The sequence below is a fragment of the Pantoea sp. B623 genome, assembly GCF_024814475.1.
GTDB lineage: Bacteria > Pseudomonadota > Gammaproteobacteria > Enterobacterales > Enterobacteriaceae > Pantoea > Pantoea ananatis.
In genome coordinates, this window is record NZ_JANUXM010000004.1 from 117,339 (window position 1) to 142,214 (window position 24,876).

The window sequence follows — 24,876 nt, forward strand, 5'->3', positions numbered from 1 at the left end:
AGGCTACTCTCCTTAAACCAAAGCGACTGGATTAAAGATAGCCTATGTTCAACGCAGTAAGAAAGTGAAAAAGATGTAGCCGGATCAATAAAATAACATTTATTAACCCGGCTTAACCATCAGGCTGCCTGATGGCTCTGGCCCGCCAGACCTTCCAGCATGGCGTGGTTCTCAATAGTGATGTATTTCCCTTTCACCGCCAGCATGCCTGATTTCTGAAAACGCCCCAGCAAACGGCTAATGGTTTCAACGGTTAACCCCAGATAGTTGCCGATATCGCCACGCGTCATGGTCAAACGGAACTCACGCTGTGAGAACCCCCGCTGACCGTAACGGCGGGATAAGTTCCAGATAAAGGCCGCCAGCCGTTCTTCAGCGTTCTTCTTGGACAGCAACAAGATCATGTCCTGATCGCCTTTGATTTCGCCGCTCATCAGACGCATCATCTGCTGACGCAGGGCCGGCATTTTGCCCGATAAATCATCCAGCGTATCAAAGGGGATTTCACAGACCATCGCCGTTTCCAGCGCCTGGGCAAAGCTTGGATGGCTGGCATTCATGATGGCGTCAAAACCGACCAGATCACCCGCCAGATGGAACCCGGTAATTTGTTCATCGCCCTGTTCAGTGATGGTATAGCTTTTGATCGTGCCGGAACGGATAGCATAAAGGGAGCGGAGGTCGTCACCGGCTTTAAACAGCGTATGACCTTTCTGAATGGGTTTCTTTCGCTCAATAATGTTATCTAGCTGATCAAGCTCATGTTCGTTCAGTGTGAAAGGGATGCATAACTGGCTAATGCTGCAATCCTGGCAGTGAATCGCACAACCGCCTGACTGTATACGTTTTTCAGGGAACATAGTGGTTTGCTCGACGATAATTGACTGCGGTCAATTTTACCATTTTTCGCTCGCAAAGGAACTCATCCGAGCAGTTTTTAGGCATACAAAAAGTGTGGTCTGTTACACTTCGCTTAAGGCTGTTATTACTGGCTTTCTTGATGTCAAAGTGTAACGGCCGTCAATATATGTTTACGGTTTTATGATTTCAGACAGGATCTTTCTTTATCTTAAGGCCGGGAATAAGGGTTAAAAACGGGGTTAGCGCAGACTTTCCCGATTTTGCTACTATTCGGGTTAAGCACTATTTTGCGTCATATCATTTTACAGGGGCGAGCGATGAACCTTGACGATGACAATCTGTTCCGTGACGCGATGAATGACGTTACGCCACTCAGAGATGCGGACAACACGCGGTGGAATCCGCTCTCCGCCAGTAAAAAAGCACGTCAACTGCCGCCAGAACAGGAAGATGAAAACATCTTAACGCGCGGTTATCTGGATATTATCCCGCTGGATCAGCCTCTGGAATACAAAGCAGAGGGCATTCAGCAGGGCGTGTTAGATAAGCTACGCAAGGGGCAGTATACGCTGGACGCCAGCCTTAACTTACTGCGTCAGCCTGTAGAGGTCTGTCGCCAGAACCTGTTTAATTTCATTCGTGAGGTGCGGCAAGCCGGGTTTCGCAACCTGCTTATCATTCACGGTAAAGGGCGCGACAGTGAATCCCACGCCAACATCGTACGAAGTTATCTGGATCGTTGGCTACGGGAGCTGGATGAGGTGCAGACCTTCTGTGTGGCGCAAAAGCAGCACGGCGGGGCGGGCGCGCTTTACGTCGGATTACGTAAGACCGAGAAAGCGCGTCAGGACAACTGGGAGCGACATGCAAAACGCAGTCGCTAACTGTGAAATTTACGAATAGTACTCATCAGAACCTCAGCGCTCAGGCTTAAGGTATCGCCGGTCCGGGTGATAATACCGACCGGCTCGCCAGGGCCTGGAGAGGTAATGGGCAGCGAGAAGACGGCGTTGTGACTGAGATCTTCTTTAATAGCGCCTGAAGGCACAAACCAGATGTAGTCATAGCGTAGCGCCAGTTGGCGGGCCAGCGAGGTGGAAGAGGTTTCAACGCAATGTGGCGGTAAACAGCAGCCCTGCTCGTCAAGCATCTGCTGGGCCAGGCGGCGCGGAGCCGTCCCTTCGGGGGAAATCACTACCGGCCACTGCATGGCGCGGGATAAGGTGACGTTGTCACTTAACAGGGGATGTTCCGGCCTGACAACCAGTTTTAATGATTCGAGGAACAGCAGTTCATAGGTTAAGCCGGTCATCATCTCTTTATCAGCCATACGACCAATGCCGATATCAAATTCGCCCGCGCGCAGTCCGGCCAGCAAGACATTGTTGTGCAACGTGGCAACCTGAATGGTGGTGTTAGGACGCAGTTGATGAAAGCGATCGAGAATCTGTGGCAACATGCCCATCGCGGCAGTCGTAAGCGCGCCAAGCCGAATCACGGCAGGACGCTCGTTGATCTGTTCGTTAAAACTCTGACCGGCATGGTTCAGTGCATCCAGCACCTTTACCGCATGCGTCAGAAACTGCTCTCCCATGGTGGTGAGCTGTGCGCCCAGTCGGCCGCGTTCGAACAGCCTGACGCCCGTTAGTTCCTCGAGTTCGTTAAGGGTTTTAGAGAGTGCAGGCTGGCTAAGACTTAACGTCTCGGCTGCACGCCCCAGCGTTCCCTGCTGCGCAACGGCAACAAAGGCATGTAAATGACGCAAGCGAATGCGCTGATTGAAAAGGATATTTTTTTCCATTTCCTAAACTTAATGACATTGCCAGGTAACTGGCAACTATTTAAGCTGGATTTTGTTAACTTTGCTGCAAATTTTTATTAACAATATGTACTTTTTATCGGGTTTTCATTTAAGTTACTGATAAATAATGCTTGAGGCGCTATCGTCGGATAACGTAGCCGCCAGTCGTGACTGAAAAATCATTAACTTAACTGACCATTTTTTGAATGATTATTATTCTCGTGTAAAATTCACGCGTTTTATCGTTAACGATCGGCTATCATAAGCGCCGTTTTTTTTACCAAAACTGATAGTTATTTCGTTAAGGAGAGTACGTCCGTGAGCAGCGTTGAGTCGGTAGACGTTCGCCGGTTAATCAATCAGGGTGCCCTGAGCGGTGGCCAAATTCGATTGATTGTACTCTGTTTTATCGTCGTGGCGCTTGATGGGATGGATATCGCCATCATGGGGTTTATCGCGCCCTCGCTGAAAGCGTCCTGGAACGTCACGAACCATCAGTTAGGCGTCGTCATTAGTGCGGCGCTTATTGGCCTGGCGCTGGGCGCCATGATCGCCGGTCCACTGGCCGACCGCTTTGGTCGTCGCTTAATGATTATATTCAGCGTGCTGTTTTTTGGCTTATGGACGCTGGTCACCGCGTTTTCGCATAGCATTGAGCAGATGATCCTGTTCCGCTTTTTGACCGGGCTCGGATTGGGCGCAGCCATGCCGAACGTCAGCACCCTGGTCGCAGAATATGCCCCCGAGCGCCGTCGCTCATTCATCATCACCGTGGTTTTCTGCGGCTTTACCTTTGGCGCAGCCAGCGGAGGCTTTGCGGCATCCTGGCTGTTACCGCGTTACGAATGGCATTCTGTTCTGTTGCTGGGCGGTATTTTACCGCTGCTGGTGCTCCCGGTGCTGATACGGCAACTGCCAGAATCAGTGCGTTTCTTAATTAGCCGTGGTGCGCCGGCAGAACGCATCCGAACCATTCTGGAGCGTATGATTCCGGGCAGTACGAACCCGCACAGTCAGTTTCAATCTTCCGAAGCGGACGCCACTCAGCCAGACAAAAACGCAATCGCCACGGTTATCTCTCCCCGCTACCGTACTGGCAGCCTGATGCTGTGGGGCGGCTATTTTATGGGGCTCTTTCTGGTTTATCTGATAGGCAGCTGGCTGCCTTCGCTGGTGAGTAAACAGGGGATGACCGTGACCCAGGCCGCCATTATCACCGCCATGTATCAGGCGGGCGGCACCCTGGGCTCGTTATTTGCCGGCTGGCTGATGGACAGATTTAATGCCAACCTGGCGTTGGCCGTCATCTATTTTTGTGGCGGGATTGCCATTGTGGCGTTGGGTTTCTCACCGGCGCAGGTCACCGTCATGAGCAGCATAGCCTTCTGTAGCGGCTTTTGCTTTAACGGTGCTAATACCGGAATGAATGCCTTATCAGCCAGCTATTATCCTACCCATGCCCGCGCGACCGGCTCCAGTTGGATGCATGGCGTGGGCCGAATCGGTGCCATCCTCAGCGCGTTTGTGGGAGCAGAAATGCTGTCGCTCGGCTGGTCTTTTAACCTGATCTTTTTGCTTCTGGCGATTCCGGCCGTCCTCACGACAGCGATGCTGGTGATTAAAAACCGTTATGGTTTTAAGCCGATCACAAATTCATGATTTTTTCCGCTGACGGCAACGCGTTGGATTACAGTAGCTGCAACGCTCATGCTTTCAGGTGGTGATTATGGATAACGCTATCAGTGCGGATGCCATCCGTACGGGCTTTTCAAAGGCAATGTCGGACATGTATCAGCAGGAAGTGCCGCTGTACGGCACGTTGATGCAGTTGGTCAAAGACGTTAATCAGGCCTCGCTGGCGGCGGACAGCGCCCTGCAGCAGCGCCTGGCGCAAGCCGATGAGCTGAGCCGTTTAAGCCTGGAACGCCACGGTGCAATCCGCGTTGGCAGCGCCGAAGAACTGGCCATGCTGCGTCAGATGTTCGCCGTTATGGGCATGTTCCCGGTCGGCTATTATGACCTTTCTCAGGCGGGCGTACCGGTACACTCAACCGCGTTTCGCCCTGTTGACGACGACGCGTTGCGTCGTAATCCGTTCCGTATTTTTACCTCATTACTGCGGCTTGAATTGATTGAAGACCCGGCGCTGCGCGATGAAGCTGCCGCAATCCTGGCCTCGCGGGACATTTTCACCGCAGGCTGTCGCGCATTAATTCAACAGCATCAACAGCAGGGCGGTCTGACTGAGACGCAGGCGCAGCGCTTTATTACCGAGGCGTTAGAAACCTTTCGCTGGCACTCGCATAGCCTTGTTGAAAGCCACACCTATCAGGCCCTTAATCAACAACACCGGCTAATTGCGGACGTCGTGTGTTTTCCTGCCTGTCATATCAACCACCTGACACCGAGAACCCTGGACATTGATCGCGTTCAGGCGTTAATGCCCGAACGTGGTATCGATCCCAAAAACGTTATTGAAGGCCCGCCTCGGCGCAAGGTGCCGATTTTATTACGCCAGACCAGTTTTAAAGCGCTGGAGGAACCTGTCGTTTTCAAAGATGGCTATCAGGGCACCCATACGGCAAGATTTGGTGAGATAGAACAGCGCGGCGCAGCCTTAACCCCACAGGGGCGCGCGCTTTACGATCGGCTGCTGACTGAGGCCGGAAGCGGCGCTGACAATCAACAGCATCAGCAACGGTTGTCTGCTGTATTTCAGGCTTTTCCGGATAACGAAACCGATCTACGCCGGGAGGCTATGGCCTGGTTTCATTATCGCCTGAGTGATAAAGGCCGGGCTGAACCGCCTCAGCCCGGTGAACCGCTGGACGCCCTGATCGAACAGGGCCGCATTCTGGCCGATCCCATTATTTATGAGGATTTTCTACCGGTCAGTGCGGCGGGGATTTTTCAGTCCAACCTCGGGGATCACACCCAGGCGCGCTCGTCAGGCCAGGCAAGCCGCAGCAGCTTTGAAGCCGCACTGGGCTGCGCAGTACTGGACGAAATGGCGCTGTATGCCCAGCGTCAGGAAGCCTCATTACAACGTTGCGGCCTGGCATGCTAACCCACCGGGGCGCGATTGCCCCGGATTGCGCGACTATTGCAGCCGTGAATCACGTATCAGCGTGAATCTTCCCGCACCCAGCAGCATGATCACCAGCGCACCCAGCAGAAACAGCGCTTCGGTCTCCAGCGACCAGGCGCCCACGCCGGTGCGATGCCATAGTGCCCCAGTTTTGACCAGCAGCGTTGCCACCACCATATTCACCGCCACAATGAACGCCGCAGGCCGCGTCATCAGCCCCACAATCAGCATCAGCGGGGCGATAATTTCCCCGATCCAGGCACCCCAGGCAAGAAATCCTGGCAAGCCGTGCTGGTGCAGCAGTTGGGAAATCCAGCCCACCCCGTGCACCAGCTTGAACTCACCGTGAAACAGCAGCAGTCCACCCAGTGTCAGACGCAATAACAGCTTGCCCAGGTCAGGATGATCGGTCATTCGAACAAAAAGCTGATTGATGCCACTGAACATTTTCTATTCCTCTCACGCGTTAAACGACATGCAGTACTAAAAACAGGTTCGCCGGGAGCGGTCAATCCCGGCGGACGTGCGCCGCACATTTTCGGTATTTTTACCCGCTGTGTTTCTGGACAAAGACAGATGGCCTGAAATAATGACCGCCTACGCAGACAAGGAATAATGCATGAAAAATGAGCACGGCCTGAAGATCGCTATCGCGGACGGTGAGCTGCAAGGCGGCATCGATGACGGGATCTTTGTGTTTAAAGGTATTCCTTATGCTGCGCCGCCGGTGGGGGACCAGCGCTGGCGCGCGCCCCAGCCCGTCATCCCCTGGCAGGGCGTGCGAAGCGCACTGCATTTTTCTGCCGCGAGCTGGCAGAACCGCGAATACTGCCTTGCGATTGGCGGCGGCGATCCCGGCGATTTCAGCGAGGACTGTCTTTATCTCAATGTCTGGACGCCTGAACTGCAGCCCGATAAGCCTCTGCCGGTGATGGTATGGCTGCACGGGGGCGGATTTACCCTCGGTTCCGGCGGGCTGGCTCCCTACAACGGCAAACCGCTGGCCTCACGCGGCGCGGTTATCGTCACGATTAACTATCGGCTGGGCCATCTGGGCTTTTTTGCCCATCCGGCCATGGAAAAAGAGCAGTCGGCGACCGGGACGCTTCACAATTTTGCCCTGCTGGATCAGATCGCGGCTTTACGCTGGGTTCAGCGCCATATTCACGCATTCGGCGGCGATGTCCGTAACGTAACGCTGTTTGGCGAGTCATCTGGCGCACGTAGCCTGTTATCGCTGTGCTGTTCGCCCCTGTCAGCCGGTTTGTTCCACAAGGGAATTGTGCAGAGTGCCTATAGTCTGCCAGACGTGACGCGTACCACGGCGCTTGAGAAAGGCGTGCAGGTGGCCAGACGTTTAGGTTTGCCCGCTGATGCCAGCATGGAACAGCTGCGCGCGCTGCCTGCTGAGGCCTTTTGGTCACTGGACAGCAGCTACGGGCTCGGTCCTGTTGCCATCGCGGGCGATGCGGTCCTTCCCGCGCCGGTACTGGAGACGTTTATGGCCGGACGTCAGCATCGTCTGCCGCTGATGGCCGGAAGCAACAGCGACGAAGCCAGCGTACTGGCGTATTTCGGTGTCGATGCCGCCACGGTGGTAGACCGGCTTCGTCGTCAAAACCGGTTCAGCTATCAGCTGTTGAAATGGATTTATCCGCTTGAGACGGATGCGTTGCTCGGACGTGCCGTGGCACGGGATATGACGTTTAGCCTGCTTCCCTGGCTGGTGATGCGGGCGCAGCAAAAAGTCGCTATGCCGGGCTGGCGCTATTGGTTTGATTACGTATCTGAACATTCGCGGGACCTTTTTCCGCACGGCACCTGGCACGGTAACGAAATCCCCTACGTCATGAATACGCTGCATAACCTGCCCGCTGTCAGCGACGATCGCCGCTTTACGGCCGCCGATTACGCGTTTGCGCAGCAGGTCAGTGACTACTGGTTTCTCTTTGCCCGCGACGTGGACACCAGCACGACGCAACTGGACGGGATCTTGCCCTGGCCTGCCTGGCAGGCGAATAATGACGTGACAATGTCACTCGGGTGCGAGGGAAAAGCGGGGCTCAGACTCATGCCGCGCTTTATGCGTCGGCGGCTGGCGCTGTTTCGTCTGATGATGTCGCGTATGGTTCGCCTATAGTGCTCCCTCAGCCCTCAGCCCTCAGCCCTCAGCCCTCGTGCCGGGTGCCATCCTGCGCGCCCTCCAGGCTGATTTTTGCTGGAACGATAATCTGTCGCGGAGGCACTGCACCAGCATAAAAAAGTTTAACAGCGCTGTTACATTTTCGGTCTTTCTGCCGATATATCCCATACGCCCGGTGTCACGGGTTAACGTTTAAGGGATTTCAGTATGGGTATGCTTAAAAATTTCACAATTCGCGCGGTAATGCTGACAATACTCGGGCTGTTTTGCCTGCTGTGGAGCGGAATCGGGCTGTTCAGTATTCATTCGCTCAATTCGTTGAGTGACGGCAACGATGTCGATCGCCATATCGTGGAGCAGATGACCGCGTTGAGTAAGGGCAACGATCAGTACTTTCGTATGATTACGCGCCTGTCGCGCGTCATGGAGAAAAAAGCGGCAGGCACAGCGCAAAACGATGAGGCTTTCGCGCCCGTACAGCAGGCACTGGACAGTATGTCTCAGCAACTGACCCTGTTCAAACAGCTCTCTCCCGGCCCAATGGATGCAGCCGTTGCCAATGACGTTATTGATAAATGGCAAAAACTGCTCGACCAGGGCGTGACGGTTCAGCTTCAGCGTGCCCGCCAGGATTCGCTGGACAGCTATCGCCAACAGGCAAATGACGTCACCCCTGCGCTGAGCCGTGCCTTTGGTGCCAGTACTGAAAACTTCAATAAAGTGGCAAGTGTCAAACTGGGTCAAACGCGGGTTGAAGTCGATCGCATGACCGCGATGACCAAAACCCTGATTTCAGTCACCGTGGTGATTGGCTTGCTGATTCTGCTGTTTACCGACCGTTATCTGGTAAAAATGTTGGTTAAGCCGCTGGAAAAAATTCGCGAACATTTTTCAGTCATCGCCAAAGGCGATCTCAGCAAGCCGGTTGAAGATATGGGCCGTAACTGCGTCGGCAAACTGGTGCCCTTACTGAGCGCCATGCAGGACAGCCTGCGCGAAGCCGTCAGTGCGATTCGTAGCGGCACGGAAAACATTTCACGCGGAGCCGCTGAGATTTCGATTGGGAATAACGATCTGTCTTCACGTACGGAAGAGCAGGCTGCCGCGCTTGAGCAAACCGCAGCCAGTATGGAACAACTGACGGCGACCGTGAAATTCAATGCGGAAAATGCGCGTCAGGCCAGTACCCTGACCGAAGCCGCAACGATCACGGCCAAACAGGGCGGTAGTCTTGTCGGTGAAGTGGTCACCACGATGAACGGAATCTCTGACAGTTCGAAGAAAATTGCAGAGATTACTAACGTCATCAACAGCATTGCGTTCCAGACCAATATCCTCGCGCTTAACGCCGCAGTAGAAGCCGCCCGCGCCGGGGAACAGGGCCGTGGCTTTGCCGTTGTGGCCAGTGAGGTCAGAAATCTGGCCCAGCGTAGTGCGGGTGCGGCAAAAGAGATCGCTGGCCTGATTGCGGATTCCGTTGAGCGCGTGGAAAAGGGGGCGCAACTGGTTAGCACGACCGGCGGCACCATGAGCGGTATTCTGAAATCGGTGCAGGATGTTGACGCGATCATGAAGCAAATCGCGGCCGCCTCAGAAGAACAAAGCAAAGGCATTTCGCAGGTTGGCACGGCGGTAACGGAAATGGACAGCGTAACCCAACAAAACGCCGCGCTGGTGGAAGAAGTCTCCGCCGCCGCCAGTGCGCTGGCGCTGCAGACGGAAGCCTTGCAGGCCTCTGTCGCACAGTTCCGCCTGTCCAGCGATGCGCCCCTGGCACCGACGTCAACGCGGAAGCCGCCCTCACAGCCGGCCAGCCCAACGACCTCATTCCAGCCTAAAGCCGCGTCGGCGGATAACGGCGATTGGGTAACTTTCTAAACCCGCATCTGACCACCGCCTTCATCGCGAAGGCGGTTTTTACTGCCTGTATCCCATCACTCCGCCGCCAGATAACACAGCTTCTCTGCCACCTGGTATGACTTCACAAAGGAGGTCACGGGCAGGAACTCAAAGCGCGAATGGAAGTTATGCGCGCCAGTAAAGAAGTTGGGTGTTAACAGACCTTTCGCCGACAAAGCCGCGCCATCGGTGCCGCCGCGCATGGGGATCACCTTAGGCGCAATATCCAGCGCTTGCAGGGCGGCGAAAATCAGATCAACCGCCCGACGATCTTCGCCCATCGCATTGCTGATATTGCTGTAAATATCGCGAAGGGTTAGCTCAACTTTGCCCGTGGGATAGCGCGCGGCGATGATATCTCTGACCGCCTGCAGCTGCTGTTTGCGTGCAGCAAAGCCTGCCAGATCAAAATCGCGAATCGAGGCGTTAAGCGTGGCAATGCTGGCGTTGGCCTGCATCTCGTTAAACCAGATATAGCCTTCGCGACCCTCGGTATGTTCCGGCGTCGCCTGCCGGTCGAAGTGGCTGATAAAATCGTGAGCCATCAGTAAGGGATTGACCAGCACGCCTTTGCCCGACATCGGATGCGCCGGCACACCGGTAAAGCGGATTTCCGCTGCGGCCGCGTTGAAGTTCTCATAAACGACTTCGCCCAGCTCGCAGCAATCAATCGTCCAGGCGAAATCCACATTAAAACGGGTTTCAAGATCCAGCGCTTTCGCGCCGCGCAGCCCGATCTCCTCATCCGGCACGAACGCCACCACGACGTCGCCGTGTTTGCCCTGCAAATTCTCCATCAGCGTCATGACGACGCTCACGGCCGCCTTGTTATCGGCGCCCAGCACGCTGGTGCCGTCGCTGAAAATAATCTGCTGGCCGATATAGGGCGCGATCTCCGGGTGCGCATCCCGACGTAACCAGATGTCCTGCTGTGGGTTCAGACAAAGGTCTTCACCCTGCCAGGTGAGGATCTGCGGGTGAATGTCAGGGGACAGCCCCACGTCAACCGTGTCGATATGGGTGATAAACCCCACGCGCGGCGCATCGGGGCAGTTTCCTCGTTTCAGCGCCGTTACCGTGGCATGTTCATCAATCACAACCTGCTCAAGGCCAAGGTCACGTAATTCGTCCGCCAGCAGCTGCGCCATCGCGTGCTGGCTGGGGGTGCTGGGTAAGGTGGTGGACTTTGCATCACTTTGGCTGCTTACCGCCAGGTAACGAAAAAAACGCGTAATGAGTTGCGCCTGAAGTTTGTCGGTCATTACTAATCCTTATTAGTTGACGTACTGCGGGGTTCGCTATGGTGGTGATTCATGCTATCTATCAAAGCGCTAAATCATTCATTTAGATATTCAGACTAACGGAAGTCAACAGAAAGCGAGGACAATAATGAGAAACAGGTTTACGACCCTGGCACTGCTTACTGCAGGTGTGGCTCTGGCGGGCGGCGTCCATGCAAAAACGCTGGTGTACTGCTCCGAAGGCTCCCCTGAAAATTTTAATCCGCAACTTTACACCTCGGGAACCAGCGTGGATGCCAGTGCTGTACCGGTATTCAATCGCCTGGTGGACTTCAAACCGGGCACGACCGAACTGATTCCCAGCCTGGCAGAACGTTGGGATATCAGCCCGGACGGCAAGGTTTATACCTTTTATCTTCGGCACAACGTCAAATTTCAGAGCAATAAGCAGTTTACGCCCAGCCGCGATTTCAACGCAGATGATGTGATCTTCTCGTTTATGCGGCAAATGGACAGCAAAAATCCCTATCATGCGGTCTCTGGTGGCAATTATTCCAACTTCGACAGCCTGCAGCTGGCGACGCTTATCACCCATATCGATCGCATCGACGATCACACCGTGCGCTTCACCCTGGCCCATCCGGAGTCACCGTTTTTGGCCGACCTGGCCTGGTACTTTGCCTCTGTCCATTCAGCGGAATACGCGGACAAGATGCTAAAGGCCGGCACGCCAGAGAAGGTGGATATGGACCCGATAGGCACCGGACCTTTCCAGCTAGTGCAGTATCAAAAAGATTCACGCATTCTCTATAAGGCGTTTCCTGACTACTGGCAGGGGAAAGCCAAACTGGATCGGCTGATTTTCAGCATCACGCCGGATGCCGCCGTGCGCTACGCCAAACTGGAAAAAAATGAGTGTCAGGTGATGCCATTCCCTAATCCGGCCGACCTGGACAAAATGCGACAGAACAAGGCGATCACGCTCAAACAGGCAGCAGGGCTGAATACCGGTTTTCTCGCATTCAACACCACTAAAGCGCCCACTGATAATGTGAAAGTCCGTCAGGCGCTGGCCATGGCGATAAACAAACCCGCCATTATTGAGGCCATTTTTAAAGGCACGGGCACGGTCGCCAAAAATATTCTTCCGCCTGGCGTCTGGAGCGCAGACAAGGATCTCAAAGACTACGATTACGATCCGGAAAAGGCTAAAGCCCTGCTGGCCGAAGCGGGTGTGAAACCGGGAACGGAAATCGCGCTGTGGGCGATGCCGGTTCAGCGCCCCTATAATCCGAATGCGCGCCGGATGGCGGAGATGATCCAGGCCGACTGGGCAAAAGTCGGCATCAAGGCCAACATCGTGAGTTATGAATGGGGCGAATACCTCAAACGCGTGCGCAACGGTGAACATCAGGCTGCCCTGATGGGCTGGACAACGGCGACGGGCGATCCGGATAACTTTTTCGGACCGCTCTATACCTGCACCGCGGCGAAAGGTGGTTCAAACTCATCAAAGTGGTGCTATCAGCCGTTTGAAACCCTGATCACCCAAGCCCGGGCCGAACCGGATCAGCGCAAACGGACTCAAATGTACCTGCAGGCGCAGCAGATCATGCATGACCAGATGCCCGCCGTCATGATTGCCCACTCCACCATTTATGAACCGATACGCACGACGGTCAGCGGTTATGAAGTGGATCCCTTCGGCAAGCATATTTTTTATCAGGTCGATATCAAGCCGTAATCCATGATGCGGCGGCTCACAGGGACGTGTGCCGCCTTGCCTGCAAAATGTCAGATATGTTGTACAGTTAAGAGTGTGTTTGGTGTTCAGAAGGGAAATAACATGGCGAACGGTTGGGCTTCAGAAGGGGCGGTTCAGGAACAGATCGACAGTACCGTTAACGACGGGATCGAACGCGTGCGCCAGTCGATCGGTCAGGGCGAAAGCGCCACGGAATGTGAACTGTGCGGCGAACCGATACCGGCGGCGCGCCGTCAGGCACTGAAAGGCGTGCGCTACTGTGTCACCTGTCAGGAAAAAATCGATAAGCAGCAAAAAGAAACCAGCCTTTACAACCGTCGCGGCAGTAAAGACAGCCAGCTTCGCTGACTTATGATCCCGGCATGGCCAGGCCGCTGCCGATGAACCAGGCGAGAAAACCGATGCCGGCCACGATGATAGCAATGGGGAACAACAGACCAATTCTCATGTTTATCCTGTGAGTCTATTCAGGGATTAAGCCAGCCGTAACACGGCGTGATGGTTCTTCAGCAACGTAAAGAGTTCAAACTGGGTCGCCTCATTTACCGCACGCCGTATCTCGCCTTTGGTGTAAATCATTGTGTGGATATGACCCAGTTGACGCCACACAACAATCGCCGAGGCCACAAGCGCGCAGGTATTCTCTGCCTGCACACATTCTACTGTGGCATGGCAGGCATCGTCTAAGTCATTGAGAAAAATTTTCACCTCATCAGTGGGCAAGATTGCCCGAATATCATCCAGCATGACCCGGCTGACGCTGCGTGACAAATAAAGAGTTAACCACTTCCTCGTCATTATGACACCTGACGTTAACGATTTTCTCCGTTATACGGGGTAAACATAGGTAATGGAAGTGTTGAGAATAGGGTAGTGATATTTAACGAACTTTTTTAGCTTATTAACGGCAGGCGAATTCCCAGACGTTTTTTACCTTAACGATGCGGCTTAAATAACCAATTTACACGTGCCAATTTTATACCGGCCAATACGCTGTCTCAGGTTACGACGTTAAAAACGCGGGGGGCGGTGCGTATTCCGTTATTTAATGTTTAGGGTTGTCTGTGACCTTAATTCACAGACTCGTGCTGGCTAATGTCGGGCAGGCTGGTGACGCGGCGTGATCGATGACGCAGATAACCGCCAACGCGCGGCGGCATTATCCCGGTGCCGGTAGCCGAGCGGCTGTTTTCACGCATTGTGTCTGTGAGGAATAAACCAGAGCAGGCTCCGTCATCACGAAGCCTGCTGTTGTCATCCGTTCGAACGCAGTTGCGGATAACGTTTGAAAATATAAATACACCATAACAGCGCCGCGAGTCCGATGATCGCTCCCACATTACCCACATCAGACAGGCTCATGTAAGCGCTGACCTGGCTGCCTAATAGCGCGCCCGCACCAATACCGATATTATAAATACCGGACATTAATGACATCGCGACGTCCGTCGCGTCTGAGGCTAAAGACAGCACGCGGATTTGCATCGCCAGGCCAATCATCATCATTGCCATTCCCCAGACCACGCACAGGGTAATGATTGCGCCGGGCCGGACTGCGGCGAAGATTAACAGTCCCATGCACAGCGTCACCAGCGCGATAGCGGCAATCAGCAACGCAGAGGGGAATTTTTTCCCCAGCGAACTGAATAACAGGCTACCAATAATGCCCGCCGAACCGAACAGCAGCAGCAGTAAGGTGGTGAACCCCTCGCTGGCATTGGCAACGAGCTGCATAAAAGGCTCAATATAGCTGTAGGCCGTATAGTGCGCGGTCACAATTAACGTCACCAGCAGGTACATCCCGACCAGCGCCGGTCGGCGGAACAGCAGGGGAACGCTGCTAAGCGAACCCGTGTGCTCGCTGGGCAACCGTGGCAGGATACGCGCCAGCATAATCATCAGCACCAGGGCGGACAGCCCGATCACGCCAAACGTTGTTCGCCAGCCCAGCGCCTGACCGACCACGCGTCCAATCGGCACGCCCAAAACCATTGCCAGCGCGGTGCCGGTTGCCAGCATGCTGAGTGCCTGGGTTTTTTTACCTGCGGGGGCAACACGAATTGCCAGCGATGCTGTAATTGACCAAAACACCGCATGGGACAACGCAATTCCCACACGGGATACGATCAGGGAGGTAAAACTCCACGCAAATGTAGAAAGCACATGACTGGCAATAAAGACGATAAACAGAACCGTTAACAGGAACCGGCGTTCAATATTCCGCGTCAGCAGCATCAAAGGCAGTGACAGTAAGGCCACCACCCAGGCATAGATCGTCAGCATAATGCCCACTTCAGACGTTTTCATCGAAAAGCCTGCGGCAATATCGGACAGTAAACCGACCGGCACAAATTCGGTGGTATTGAACACAAAAGCGGCGATGGCCAACAAGACCACGCGTAGCCAGGCCGTTTTACGGGAAACAGTTGTTAATGGCATGAGAAGTTAAATCAGTCTGTGCGTCAAAAAGGAGTCAGGGCGATCACCCCATGATAGTGACCTGCGTCACACTTTAGCGGTTATTGTGGAGGAATTACGCGCCGGGTGGAACCACCAGGCGCAGATTAAGATGAAATTTTTTTGCCCGATACGGCCGTATGGCGTTTACGGCTCGCGATGACGCTGTCCGGGCATCATCCGCAGCAGCGTATTGTCCTTCAGGGCGTAATGATGAAACAGCGCCGCCGCCACATGTAAGCCAATCAGCCAGTAGCCAAGTGGGGCCAGCATTTCGTGCCAGTCGGTCAGCATATCCGACAGATCAAAGTCAGGTTCGGCCGCCACCGGCATCGGTATACCAAATAACTGCCACTCGCGACCTTTCAGATAACGCGATGCCAGTCCCAGCACCGGAAGCGTGATGAAAAGCGCATAAATCAGCGTATGCGTCAGGTGAGCCAGCCCGGTTTGCCAGCGCGGCACCGGAGGAACAATGGCGGGACTACGATGACGGAGTTTCAGCAGTAATCGCGACAGCATCACCACCAGAATCGTCGCCCCGGCGCTGAAATGCGTCACCATCATCGCAAAGCGCTGCCAGGAACCCCGCTCGACATAGCCGCGTAACTCCATCGTGGCATAGGCAATGATGAGCAGCAGAACAGTAAGCCAGTGAAGCGCAATTTGAGACGATGCGAATTTATTACGCATGGTAGAGCCCTGTATGAAAGTAAGGGTTCTAAGATAACGGAAAAAAATGAAAAAGCTTAACGAAATGACGACTCTGTGGGATGACAGACCAACCGCAGACAGCAGACTCGGGGGCAGAGAAGGCGAGGATAACCGGCACACGGGCTGAGCTGAGAATGGCGGCCAGCAACCGCCATACTGACGTCAAACGGGCGTTGCGTAATCAGAAATCCACGCCGTGCTTAAGCGCCACACTGTCCTGAGTGTGCACATTTTTACCCGGGACAACCGGGCAACACGCATCGCACCCTAATGAACCGGGATAGTACTTACGGGCCTGCTGAATGGCTGCGGTTGCGGAATAAAATGTGCCGAGAAACAGCCGACCTTCCAAATCCGGAAGATATTTACAGCCGCTTGCATGAACCACGTGATTATCGTTGTAGCCTGATTGTTTGTTGACGTAATAGTATCGCGCCATTAGGTCTCCCCCTTGCTGTGAATTCAAAGATGACATTAATCTTTGGGATCAAACCGATTATAGCGGGGAAACGCGTGCTTTAGGCAATCATACTGATAATACGGACAATTCTTGTACGGGCCGCATTCCGGGCAGTCAAACACCCGGAATATTCATTAAGTTTTGCTAGAGTTTGCGGCGGTGCAGCTGCCAGGCAACCCACAACGCTAACAGCAGTAAAGCGGAGATAAACAGTGTCAGGCCGCCCCAGCCAAACTGATGCCAGAAAAAGCCGCCAGCCGTACCCGCCACGCTTGAGCCGACGTAATAGCTGAACAGATAGAGCGAAGAAGCCTGACCTTTTGCCCGACGAGCGCGTGGGCCAATCCAGCCGCTCGCCACGGAGTGCGCAGCGAAAAATCCTGCCGTAAACAGCATCATACCAATGAAGATCAGCACGATACCGTTAAATGCCGTCAGCAGTAACCCCATCAGCATAATAAAGGTCGAGCCAAACATAACCGGGCCGCGCCCAAACCGGCTGGTTAACGCGCCGGCTTTCGGGGAACTCCATGACCCGGTCAGATAAACCACCGACAGCAAGCCCACCACAGCCTGACTTAAATGCCACGGCGCGCCCAACAGGCGATAGCCAATATAGTTGAACAGCGTCACAAAGGCGCCCATCAGCAGCAGGCCTTCGGCAAACAGCAGCGGCAATCCCGCATCGCGCCAGTGCAGACGGAAGTTAATGGTCAGATGGCGCGGGCGCAGCGAGGCCGGACGGAAATGGCGCGATTCCGGTAAGATTTTCCAGAACATCAGGGCAGCGGCGAGGGCAAAACAGCCAATGGCCGCAATGGCTATGCGCCATGAAAAGAAGTCAGTTAATACACCGCTTATCAGGCGGCCGCTCATGCCGCCAATCGAGTTTCCGCTGATGTACAGCCCCATCGAAAAGGCCACCACGCTGGGATGAATCTCTTCACTCAGATAGGTCATGCCCACCGCGGCCACACCGCTCAGCGATAAGCCGATCAAGCCCCGCATCAGTAAAATGCCGTGCCAGCTGGTCATAGTGGCAGAGAGCAGGGTACAGATTGCGGCCAGCATGAGCGCCGTTACCATCACGGACTTCCGTCCTATGGCATCTGACAGCGGGCCTGTCACCAGTAATCCCAGGGCCATCATGGCGGTGGAAATGGAAAGCGAAATACTGCTCGCGGCGGGAGAAATGCCAAACTGTGCAGAGAGCACCGGCAGAATAGGCTGCACGCAATACAGCAGGGCAAAGGTGGCCAGCCCGGCAGAAAACAAGGCGAGCGTGACGCGCATAAAAGGCCGGGTGCCGCGCACAATCCAGTCAGACGCGGAAGCCTCAGACTGCGCAGGCATATCGCTGTCCAGCGGCACCGCAGGTGAAGAGCGATTCACAGGGGATCCTTATGAGTAAAAACAGAGTGTTACTGTAGAAAAGGTCTATTAGGTTGTCTAATATATTAATCATCTTAAATAAGACGTTTAACCTATGAATATTGAACTGCGTCACCTGCGCTATTTTATTGCCGTTGCGGAAGAGCTGCATTTTGGTCGCGCAGCCCAGCGCTTACACATCTCCCAGCCGCCGTTGAGTCAGCAAATCATGCAGCTTGAAGCGGAAACCGGCGCGCAGCTGTTTAACCGCACCAACCGTAGCGTGCAGCTTACGCCGGCCGGCGCGCAGTTTTTACAGGATGCGCGGGCAATCCTGTTACAGGTCGAGCAGGCAACCCAGCGCGCCGCGCGTCTGCATCGCGGTGAAGAAGGAGAGCTGCGCATTGGATTTACCTCCTCTGCGGCTTTTATTGGCGTGATGTCAGATGCGCTTTATGTGTTTCGCCAGCGCTGGCCCAACGTACATGTTCAGATGCAGGAAATTAACACCCGTCAGCAGCTGGCTCCGCTGCATGAGGGCAAGCTGGACCTCGGCGTCATGCGCAACACGCCGCTCCCCGCCGATTTGCATCATCAGCTTTTGCTGCGCGAGCCATTGTGCGCCGTGGTGCATAAAGCCCATCCGCTGGCGACGGCAGGGCGGATCACCTTGCAGGCGCTGGCGCGGGAACCCTTTGTGTTTTTTGATCCTCAGGTGGGAACGGCACTGTACAGCGAAATCCTGGATTTGCTTCAGCGCTATCAGATCCGGCCCTACATTACCCAGGAAGTGGGCGAGGCCATGACTATTCTCGGACTGGTCGCGACCGGGCTGGGTGTATCTATCTTGCCTGCCTCCTTCAGCCACGCGCGTCTGGCGAACGTAGTGTGGTTACCGCTGGAGGAGCCTGATGCGCAGTCGGAGATGTGGCTGGTCTGGTCGGGCGAACGCGAAATGAGTGCGCAGATGGCGCATATGATGGCGTTACTGCGCCGTGAGTGACAATTTATCCGCCTAAGCCAGAAAAATTATGTGTGTTAAATCACATATCTAAGCAAATATTTGCCGCAAAAAGTGAATCTGCCGCACCATAGCGGATATTTATTTAGAAGCGCGAAAATAACCGGAGCAGGGTGTGAGTTCGGACAGTCAACCTGGCCATATTGACCAAATTAAACAAATTAATGCTGGCGTCGTTTACCGGTTAATCGATCAGCATGGGCCAGTCTCGCGTATTGAACTGTCCAAACGGGCCCAGCTGGCGCCTGCCAGTATTACCAAAATCGTGCGGGAAATGCTGGATGCCCACCTGGTTCAGGAAACCGAGTTTCAGGAGCCAGGCGCTCGCGGCCGTCCGGCGATTGGTTTAATCCTTGATACGGACGCCTGGCACTATCTGGCGATTCGTCTGCACCGTGGCATATTGACGCTGACCTTGCGTGACCTCAGCAGCAGGGCGCTGGTCGAAGACAACCTGCCGCTCATTGATGACGCCACGGAGCCGCTGCTGACGCGGTTGACCGACCATGTTGACGCGTTTTTTATCCGTCATCAGAAACGGCTGGAAAGGCTGACCGCTATTGCCATCACCCTACCAGGGCTGATTAATGCCGCATCCGGTGTGGTGCACCGTCTACCCGGCTATACCTGCCATGATATGCCGTTGGGCAGCACCCTGGCGGCGCGGACCGGCCTGCCGGTATTTATCCAGCACGATATCTCCGCCTGGACGCTTGCCGAGTCGCTGTTTGGTGCGTCACGCGGTGCGCAGGACGTGATTCAGATTGTGATCGACGAAACGGTAGGGGCTGGCGTGATCACTGGTGGTCAGCTGTTGCACAAAAGCGGACGCGCGCTGGTGGAAGTCGGCCACACCCAGGTCGATCCTTACGGCCAGCAATGCTACTGCGGCAATCACGGCTGTCTTGAAACAGTCGCCAGTACCGGCAGCCTGCTGGCGCTGATTGCGCACCGACTTCCGGGTCAGCCCGACAGCCTGTTACACCATCAGCCCTTAACGCTTTCTGCCATTTGTGAGGCAGCACAGAGCGGCGACAGGCTGGCGCGGGATGCCATCGCGACAGTGGGGCATCATGTTGGCAGGATCCTTGGCATGATGGTCAATATCTTTAATCCTCAACAAATTCTTATCGGTTCGCCGCTAAATCAGGCGGCAGATGTTCTCTTTCCGGCAGTACAAAATACCATTCACCAGCAGTCTTTACCTGCATACAGCGCAGTGATTCAGCTTGCACCCACTGAATTTACTGAGCCAGGTACGCTGGGTGCCGCCGCGTTGATCAAGGATTCGCTTTACAGCGGCTACCTGTTAATTAAGTTACTGCAAGGTTAAGCAACACTAACCTTGCGCTAACGCAATCTGCTCCCCCTTTTCCTTCCTTAGAATGATCATTCGCATGAAAGCCGAATCGTCAGTGAGCTGACACCGCTTGTGAAGGAGAAGTAGAGTGAAAACGCTATTTATTACCGGAACCGATACCGAAGTGGGGAAAACCGTGGTCGCACGCGCCCTGCTGCAAAGTTTTACCCAGGCGAACGAGCGGGCTGCGGGCTACAAACCTGTTGCCCGCTGGGGCGTCAAAACAGAAGAGGGCCTGAGAAACAAGGATGGGTTGTTTTTGCAGAGCGCCTCTTCCCTTGCGCTGCCTTATCAGGCAGTGAATCCGGTCATTTTTGAGAAAGAAGAAATCTGCGGCTATCCGCCCAATAAGGTCGATTATGCGAAAATCACGCAGGGGCTTCAGCATCTCAATCAGCTTGCCGATCGCGTGGTGGTCGAGGGCACCGGGGGCTGGCGCAGCCTGATGAACGATGCCCAGCCGCTGTCGGCCTGGGTGATCGAGCAGCAACTGCCCGTCATCTTAGTGGTCGGGATTAAGTTAGGTTGTATCAGCCATGCGCTACTGACCGCTCAGGCGATCCAGGCCGACGGATTGCCGCTGGCCGGATGGGTGGCTAATCGTATTAATCCGGGGCTGGCGCACTATGCCGATATCATTTCCGTCCTGCGTGAACAGATTACGGCACCGCTTCTCGGTGAGTTGCCTTACTTGCCCCGCGCAGAGCAGCGCGATCTGTCCCGTTATCTGGATATCTCCCTGCTGAATAGCGATAACCTGCACTACGCCCGGACAAAAACAGCCTGAGAGAACCAGAGCAGGATGGCGCCACGCGCGCGACGGTGCCATTCATCAGAGATAACTGACCAACAGTGATACGGAATGAGAGGCAGGATTAAGTGGGCCGCAACCAACGTGCGGCCCTGATTCATTATGGATTCAGGCGGCGACGGGTGCGCCCGGAGCTGAGATAATCAGCAATGTAGTCCTGGGAAATCTCGCCACTGTAACGGCCATCTTCGTCCACAATCGGCATCCAGACGGTGTTGTGTTCATAGAGTTTCGACAGAACCACACGCAGGTTCTCTTCTGCTTTACCGGTCACTTTAAACGTATGCAGCATCTCTTCACAGCGCCCACTCGCGTGACGCGCCTCACGGCGTTTTACAAATCCTAACGGCTTGCCGTCGTCGTCAACCACGGTGATGGAACGCATGTCGTTTTCGTCCATGGTGCCAAAAGCCTCCGGTAACGGCGTCGAGCGTTTTACCGTGATGGTGGGCTGTTGGTCGGTCACGTCGCCTGCCTGTACCAGCAGCAGACGTTTCAACGTACGGTCCTGGCCAACAAAGGAGCCGACAAAATCGTTAGCCGGCGTCGCCAGCAACTCATCGGGGCTGGCGCACTGGACAATTTTGCCCTGGCCGAAGACCGCGATGCGGTCGCCAAGTTTGAGTGCTTCATCAATGTCGTGGCTGACCAGCATCACCGTTTTCTTTAACTGACGCTGCATATCCAGAAACTCATTCTGAATAACTTCCCGGTTAATTGGGTCAACCGCGCCGAAAGGCTCATCCATCAGCAGTACCGGCGGATCAGCCGCCAGCGCGCGAATCACCCCAATGCGCTGCTGTTGTCCACCGGACATTTCACGCGGGTAGCGATGCAGAAACTTATTCGGATCCAACGCCACCATGCTCATTAACTCCGTTGCCCGCTCGCGGCACTGCTTTTTATCCCAGCCCAGCATGCGTGGCACCACGGTGATGTTCTCTTCAATCGTCATATTGGGGAACAGACCAATTTGCTGGATCACGTAACCAATATTGCGACGCAGGGTGGTGGTATCCTGAGTGCTGGTGTCTTCCCCGTTGATGAGAATCCGCCCGCTGGTAGAGGGAATTAAGCGGTTAATCATTTTCAGCGTGGTGGTTTTGCCACAGCCCGAAGGCCCAAGCAGCACGCACATCTCGCCAGCAGGAACCTCAAGACTCACATTGTCCACCGCTTTCATCAGCGTGCCGTTTTTCTGGCTGAAGGTTTTCGTCAGATTTTCAAGTTTTATCATTATCGAATTCCCTTAGGAGTCAGCGCCAGCTGCAAACGGTGCAGCAGCCAGTCAAGAACAATCGCCAGCAGGCAAATCATCAGCGCCCCGGCAATCAGCATACGAATATCACTGCCGCTAATGCCATCCAGCAGCAGCATGCCCAGCCCGCCAGCACCAATCACCGCCGCGATAGCCATTACGCCAACGTTCATGACCACGGCGGTGCGAATACCACCAAAAATCACCGGAAGCGCCATCGGGATCTCAACCCAACGCAGGCGCTGCCAGAACGTCATGCCAATGCCACGACCCGCTTCACGCAGGCCGTCCGGCAGATTTTCCAATGCGGTATGCGTGTTGCGCACAATCGGCAGTAATGAATACAGGAAGACCGCCGTGATAGCCGGTAGCGCACCAATCCCTTTCCCAATCAGCGAGAAAAGCGGAATCATCAGGCCAAACAACGCAATCGTCGGGATGGTCATTACAACGGTGGCAATGCCGAGCACCGGCGTGGCCAGCCATTTAAAGCGCACAATTAAAATTCCAAGGGGTACGCCAATAACAATCGCGCATCCTACTGCAACCAGCACCAGCCAGGTATGTTGCCAGGTCAGCGTGAGCAGGTTATTCCAGTTATCAATGATGTAATGAAGGGTATCCACGATGCCTCCTTACAGCATGTTTTTGGATTGAAGGAAATCGCGCGCCACCTGTTCAGGCGACTGGTGATCGATGTCCACGCGCTTGTTCATCTCGGTAATGGCCTCATCGGTGATCAGCGGGGAAAGCTGATTCAGGGCGGCTTCAAGACCGGGATGGCTCGCCAGCACGTCTTGTCGCACAACCGGCGTCACGTTGTAGCTGGGGAAAAAGTGTTTATCGTCTTCCAGTACCTTGAGATCGAAACCTTTCACGCGCCCGTCCGTGGTGTAGATCAGGCCGGCATCCACAAAACCATCGCGCACGGCGTTATAGACCAGCCCCGGATCCATCTGGCGAATCTGTGGCCTGTCGAGCGTCAGGTTGTAGGTCTTCTGCAGTGGCTTCATGCCGTCTGAACGGCCATAAAACTCCAGGTCCAGCCCGAGTCGCCAGTTATGTTTCGGATCTGTTTTACGCACCTGATCCATTTTGGCCACCAGTTGCGACAGCGTCGAAATACCTTCTTTTTCCGCGCGCGCGCGCTGCATGGCAAAGGCATAGGTGTTATTCATCGGGGCGGGATTGAGCCAGATAAGACCCAGTTTGCCGTCCAAATTTTTCACGGTTTTATAGGCGTCCTCGGAGGACATCGGTTTATTAATATGGTTAAAGATGATCAGTGAGGTACCGGTATATTCCCAGGTCATGTCGATCTGCTTGTTAATCATGGCATTACGACTGATGGTGGTGGCGATGTTGCGTTTCGGGATGACCTCAAAGCCTTTCTTTTGGAGCCACATAACCGTCATGGCTGAAAGAATATGTTGCTCGGTAAAGCTTTTTGTCGCGAGCACCAGCGGCGTGGCCGCCTGTACGCTTTGGCTGAGTGCCATTGAGGCCACCAGTGCCAGGGTAGAGCTCTTAATCCAGCGCGTTAGCATTACAAACCCCTTATCGTTATGCCGCAGCGTGCGGACTAAGGTAGCGCCCTAATGACGCCAGTAGCATATCCAGCACCAGTGCAACCAGCGCCGTAGCAACGGCACCCAGGATAAGCACAGGGAAGTCATTAAGATAAATGCCGGGGAAAATCAGTTCGCCAAAGCTGCTGGCGCCAATCAGGAAGGCGAGCGGGGCGGTGCCCACGTTAATGGCGGTGGCAATGCGCACGCCCGCAAGAATAACCGGCAGGGCGTTAGGAATCTCAACCTGACGTAAGCGCTGCCATTTGGTCATGCCGATGCCGTTCGCGGCTTCGATCAACGAAGGCGGTACGGCGCTGAGTCCGGAGTAGGTGTTACGGACGACAGGCAACAGTGATGCCAGAAACAGCGCGACCAGGGCGGGCTTATCACCAATGCCAATGACAACCATCGCCAGCGCCAGAACGGCAAGAGGAGGCAGCGTATTGCCGACGTTAAAGATTTGCATGACATATTCCGCCCAGCGCCGGGCAAAAGGGCGGCTGAGTAGAATACCGCTGGGTATACCGACCAGCAGGGCGAACAGCATCGACCAAAACACCAGAAACAGGTGCTGCTGTCCAAGGTAAATCAGATCGTCTTTGCGGGCGACCAGCGTATCCCAGCCAAGCCCCCATACCAGCGCACCTGCCACTGCGACCACAGCCAGCAGTGCCAGACCGGCACGCCTGGCCAGTGAAGCGTTATGCATACGGTTTCTCCCTGTTTACGGATCTGTTGTCATAGCTACCTAAACCAGCATGACAAAAGTGGCTATCGTCAGCGCCCCTTCCAAAACCATGCCGGTCGCTAAATGCGGCAAACCGCAGTGAATTTCTGCGTAATTTCACCAAGTGCGGAAAATAGCGCTTTATTTCTATAGCAGCGGTAAGCGGAGCGCGCCAGCTTTTATCGGAAAAATCAGGAAGATAGCATGAGCCAAAAAACGCCTCAGCCCTTACAGCAACAGGTTTCAGAGTGAAACGACCTGAAAAGGCCTTTTTTAAGTGACAGTGTCACAATTTGGATTGAATCGGTTCCCGTCTGGTGAAATATGC

24 protein-coding genes are annotated in these 24,876 nt (G+C 54.6%); 10 read left to right on the plus strand and 14 right to left on the minus strand.

The features are described 5' to 3' along the window. Positions 1 to 119 precede the first annotated feature (119 nt). The gene (locus tag NXS97_RS02400; protein ID WP_013025869.1) at positions 120 to 860 is read right to left on the minus strand and encodes an FNR family transcription factor; all 741 of its coding nucleotides are present in this window, start codon (positions 858 to 860) and stop codon (positions 120 to 122) included. A gap of 318 nt (positions 861 to 1,178) precedes the next feature. Between NXS97_RS02400 and smrA the strand changes: the two genes are divergently transcribed. After that, complete coding sequence (smrA, locus tag NXS97_RS02405) at positions 1,179 to 1,745, plus strand: DNA endonuclease SmrA (protein WP_014593778.1); 567 nt, start codon at positions 1,179 to 1,181, stop codon at positions 1,743 to 1,745. On the opposite strand, the gene NXS97_RS02410 is transcribed toward smrA, so the two are convergent. Further along, positions 1,742 to 2,662 (minus strand): LysR substrate-binding domain-containing protein, encoded by a 921-nt coding sequence (locus NXS97_RS02410; protein WP_013025867.1) that lies wholly within the window; start codon positions 2,660 to 2,662, stop codon positions 1,742 to 1,744. The genes smrA and NXS97_RS02410 overlap by 4 nt on opposite strands. A gap of 318 nt (positions 2,663 to 2,980) precedes the next feature. Between NXS97_RS02410 and NXS97_RS02415 the strand changes: the two genes are divergently transcribed. Then, the gene (locus NXS97_RS02415) at positions 2,981 to 4,321 is read left to right on the plus strand and encodes an aromatic acid/H+ symport family MFS transporter (RefSeq protein WP_013025866.1); all 1,341 of its coding nucleotides are present in this window, start codon (positions 2,981 to 2,983) and stop codon (positions 4,319 to 4,321) included. Positions 4,322 to 4,388: 67 nt separating this feature from the next. Then, complete coding sequence (locus NXS97_RS02420) at positions 4,389 to 5,729, plus strand: VOC family protein (RefSeq protein WP_116219753.1); 1,341 nt, start codon at positions 4,389 to 4,391, stop codon at positions 5,727 to 5,729. 33 nt (positions 5,730 to 5,762) lie between these two features. Here NXS97_RS02420 and NXS97_RS02425 read toward each other — a convergent pair whose 3' ends face one another. Then, positions 5,763 to 6,197 carry a DoxX family protein gene (locus NXS97_RS02425; protein WP_029568808.1) on the minus strand — a complete coding sequence of 145 codons (435 nt, stop codon included), beginning with the start codon at positions 6,195 to 6,197 and terminating at the stop codon, positions 5,763 to 5,765. Between the two features lie 172 nt (positions 6,198 to 6,369). Here NXS97_RS02425 and NXS97_RS02430 point away from each other — a divergent pair, with 172 nt between their 5' ends. Then, positions 6,370 to 7,890: a carboxylesterase/lipase family protein gene (locus NXS97_RS02430; protein ID WP_112900368.1), complete on the plus strand. Its 1,521-nt coding sequence runs from the start codon at positions 6,370 to 6,372 to the stop codon at positions 7,888 to 7,890. A gap of 210 nt (positions 7,891 to 8,100) precedes the next feature. Then, the gene (locus NXS97_RS02435) at positions 8,101 to 9,771 is read left to right on the plus strand and encodes a methyl-accepting chemotaxis protein (protein ID WP_013025862.1); all 1,671 of its coding nucleotides are present in this window, start codon (positions 8,101 to 8,103) and stop codon (positions 9,769 to 9,771) included. Between the two features lie 56 nt (positions 9,772 to 9,827). Here NXS97_RS02435 and pepT read toward each other — a convergent pair whose 3' ends face one another. Beyond that, positions 9,828 to 11,054: a peptidase T gene (pepT, locus tag NXS97_RS02440; protein WP_116219752.1), complete on the minus strand. Its 1,227-nt coding sequence runs from the start codon at positions 11,052 to 11,054 to the stop codon at positions 9,828 to 9,830. 127 nt (positions 11,055 to 11,181) lie between these two features. Between pepT and NXS97_RS02445 the strand changes: the two genes are divergently transcribed. Together NXS97_RS02445 and NXS97_RS02450 are read left to right on the plus strand one after the other, a co-directional pair. Then, positions 11,182 to 12,777: an ABC transporter substrate-binding protein gene (locus tag NXS97_RS02445; protein ID WP_013025860.1), complete on the plus strand. Its 1,596-nt coding sequence runs from the start codon at positions 11,182 to 11,184 to the stop codon at positions 12,775 to 12,777. Positions 12,778 to 12,879: 102 nt separating this feature from the next. Continuing rightward, positions 12,880 to 13,146, plus strand: coding sequence for a DksA/TraR family C4-type zinc finger protein (locus tag NXS97_RS02450; protein ID WP_014605780.1), 267 nt, complete (start codon positions 12,880 to 12,882; stop codon positions 13,144 to 13,146). Position 13,147: 1 nt separating this feature from the next. On the opposite strand, the gene NXS97_RS02455 is transcribed toward NXS97_RS02450, so the two are convergent. The 6 genes from NXS97_RS02455 to NXS97_RS02480 form a co-directional block, all read right to left on the minus strand. Further along, positions 13,148 to 13,246: a YoaK family small membrane protein gene (locus tag NXS97_RS02455; protein ID WP_015700245.1), complete on the minus strand. Its 99-nt coding sequence runs from the start codon at positions 13,244 to 13,246 to the stop codon at positions 13,148 to 13,150. 26 nt (positions 13,247 to 13,272) lie between these two features. Next, the gene (locus NXS97_RS02460) at positions 13,273 to 13,596 is read right to left on the minus strand and encodes a hypothetical protein (RefSeq protein ID WP_112900371.1); all 324 of its coding nucleotides are present in this window, start codon (positions 13,594 to 13,596) and stop codon (positions 13,273 to 13,275) included. A gap of 456 nt (positions 13,597 to 14,052) precedes the next feature. Then, the gene (locus tag NXS97_RS02465) at positions 14,053 to 15,237 is read right to left on the minus strand and encodes a sugar transporter (RefSeq protein WP_019105173.1); all 1,185 of its coding nucleotides are present in this window, start codon (positions 15,235 to 15,237) and stop codon (positions 14,053 to 14,055) included. A gap of 165 nt (positions 15,238 to 15,402) precedes the next feature. Then, positions 15,403 to 15,948, minus strand: a complete 546-nt coding sequence (gene cybB / locus NXS97_RS02470) for a cytochrome b561 (protein ID WP_112900372.1) — start codon at positions 15,946 to 15,948, stop codon at positions 15,403 to 15,405. 202 nt (positions 15,949 to 16,150) lie between these two features. Beyond that, positions 16,151 to 16,408: a hypothetical protein gene (locus NXS97_RS02475; RefSeq protein ID WP_112900373.1), complete on the minus strand. Its 258-nt coding sequence runs from the start codon at positions 16,406 to 16,408 to the stop codon at positions 16,151 to 16,153. A 165-nt stretch (positions 16,409 to 16,573) separates the two neighbouring features. Continuing rightward, on the minus strand, positions 16,574 to 17,821 hold the full coding sequence (locus tag NXS97_RS02480) for an MFS transporter (RefSeq protein WP_015700247.1): 1,248 nt from the start codon (positions 17,819 to 17,821) through the stop codon (positions 16,574 to 16,576). 94 nt (positions 17,822 to 17,915) lie between these two features. Here NXS97_RS02480 and NXS97_RS02485 point away from each other — a divergent pair, with 94 nt between their 5' ends. The 3 genes from NXS97_RS02485 (at position 17,916) to bioD (ending at position 20,968) form a co-directional block, all read left to right on the plus strand. Further along, on the plus strand, positions 17,916 to 18,803 hold the full coding sequence (locus NXS97_RS02485; protein WP_014593769.1) for a LysR family transcriptional regulator: 888 nt from the start codon (positions 17,916 to 17,918) through the stop codon (positions 18,801 to 18,803). A 133-nt stretch (positions 18,804 to 18,936) separates the two neighbouring features. After that, positions 18,937 to 20,154, plus strand: coding sequence for an ROK family transcriptional regulator (locus NXS97_RS02490; protein ID WP_014605784.1), 1,218 nt, complete (start codon positions 18,937 to 18,939; stop codon positions 20,152 to 20,154). A gap of 115 nt (positions 20,155 to 20,269) precedes the next feature. Then, positions 20,270 to 20,968, plus strand: a complete 699-nt coding sequence (bioD, locus tag NXS97_RS02495; protein ID WP_013025851.1) for a dethiobiotin synthase — start codon at positions 20,270 to 20,272, stop codon at positions 20,966 to 20,968. Positions 20,969 to 21,092: 124 nt separating this feature from the next. Here the strand turns inward: bioD and osmV are convergent, their stop codons facing one another. From osmV to NXS97_RS02515, 4 genes are all read right to left on the minus strand, one after another. Continuing rightward, entirely contained in the window at positions 21,093 to 22,229 is a 1,137-nt protein-coding gene (osmV, locus tag NXS97_RS02500; protein WP_015700251.1) for an osmoprotectant ABC transporter ATP-binding protein OsmV, read from the minus strand. Then, complete coding sequence (gene osmW / locus NXS97_RS02505) at positions 22,229 to 22,876, minus strand: osmoprotectant ABC transporter permease OsmW (RefSeq protein WP_116219751.1); 648 nt, start codon at positions 22,874 to 22,876, stop codon at positions 22,229 to 22,231. The genes osmV and osmW overlap by 1 nt, the downstream gene beginning before the upstream one ends. Before the next feature lie 9 nt (positions 22,877 to 22,885). Continuing rightward, positions 22,886 to 23,749 carry a glycine betaine ABC transporter substrate-binding protein gene (locus tag NXS97_RS02510; protein WP_227008738.1) on the minus strand — a complete coding sequence of 288 codons (864 nt, stop codon included), beginning with the start codon at positions 23,747 to 23,749 and terminating at the stop codon, positions 22,886 to 22,888. A gap of 64 nt (positions 23,750 to 23,813) precedes the next feature. Then, a complete protein-coding gene (locus NXS97_RS02515; RefSeq protein ID WP_013025847.1) occupies positions 23,814 to 24,530 on the minus strand; it encodes an ABC transporter permease in 717 nt (238 codons plus the stop codon). Between the last annotated feature and the right edge of the window lie 346 nt (positions 24,531 to 24,876).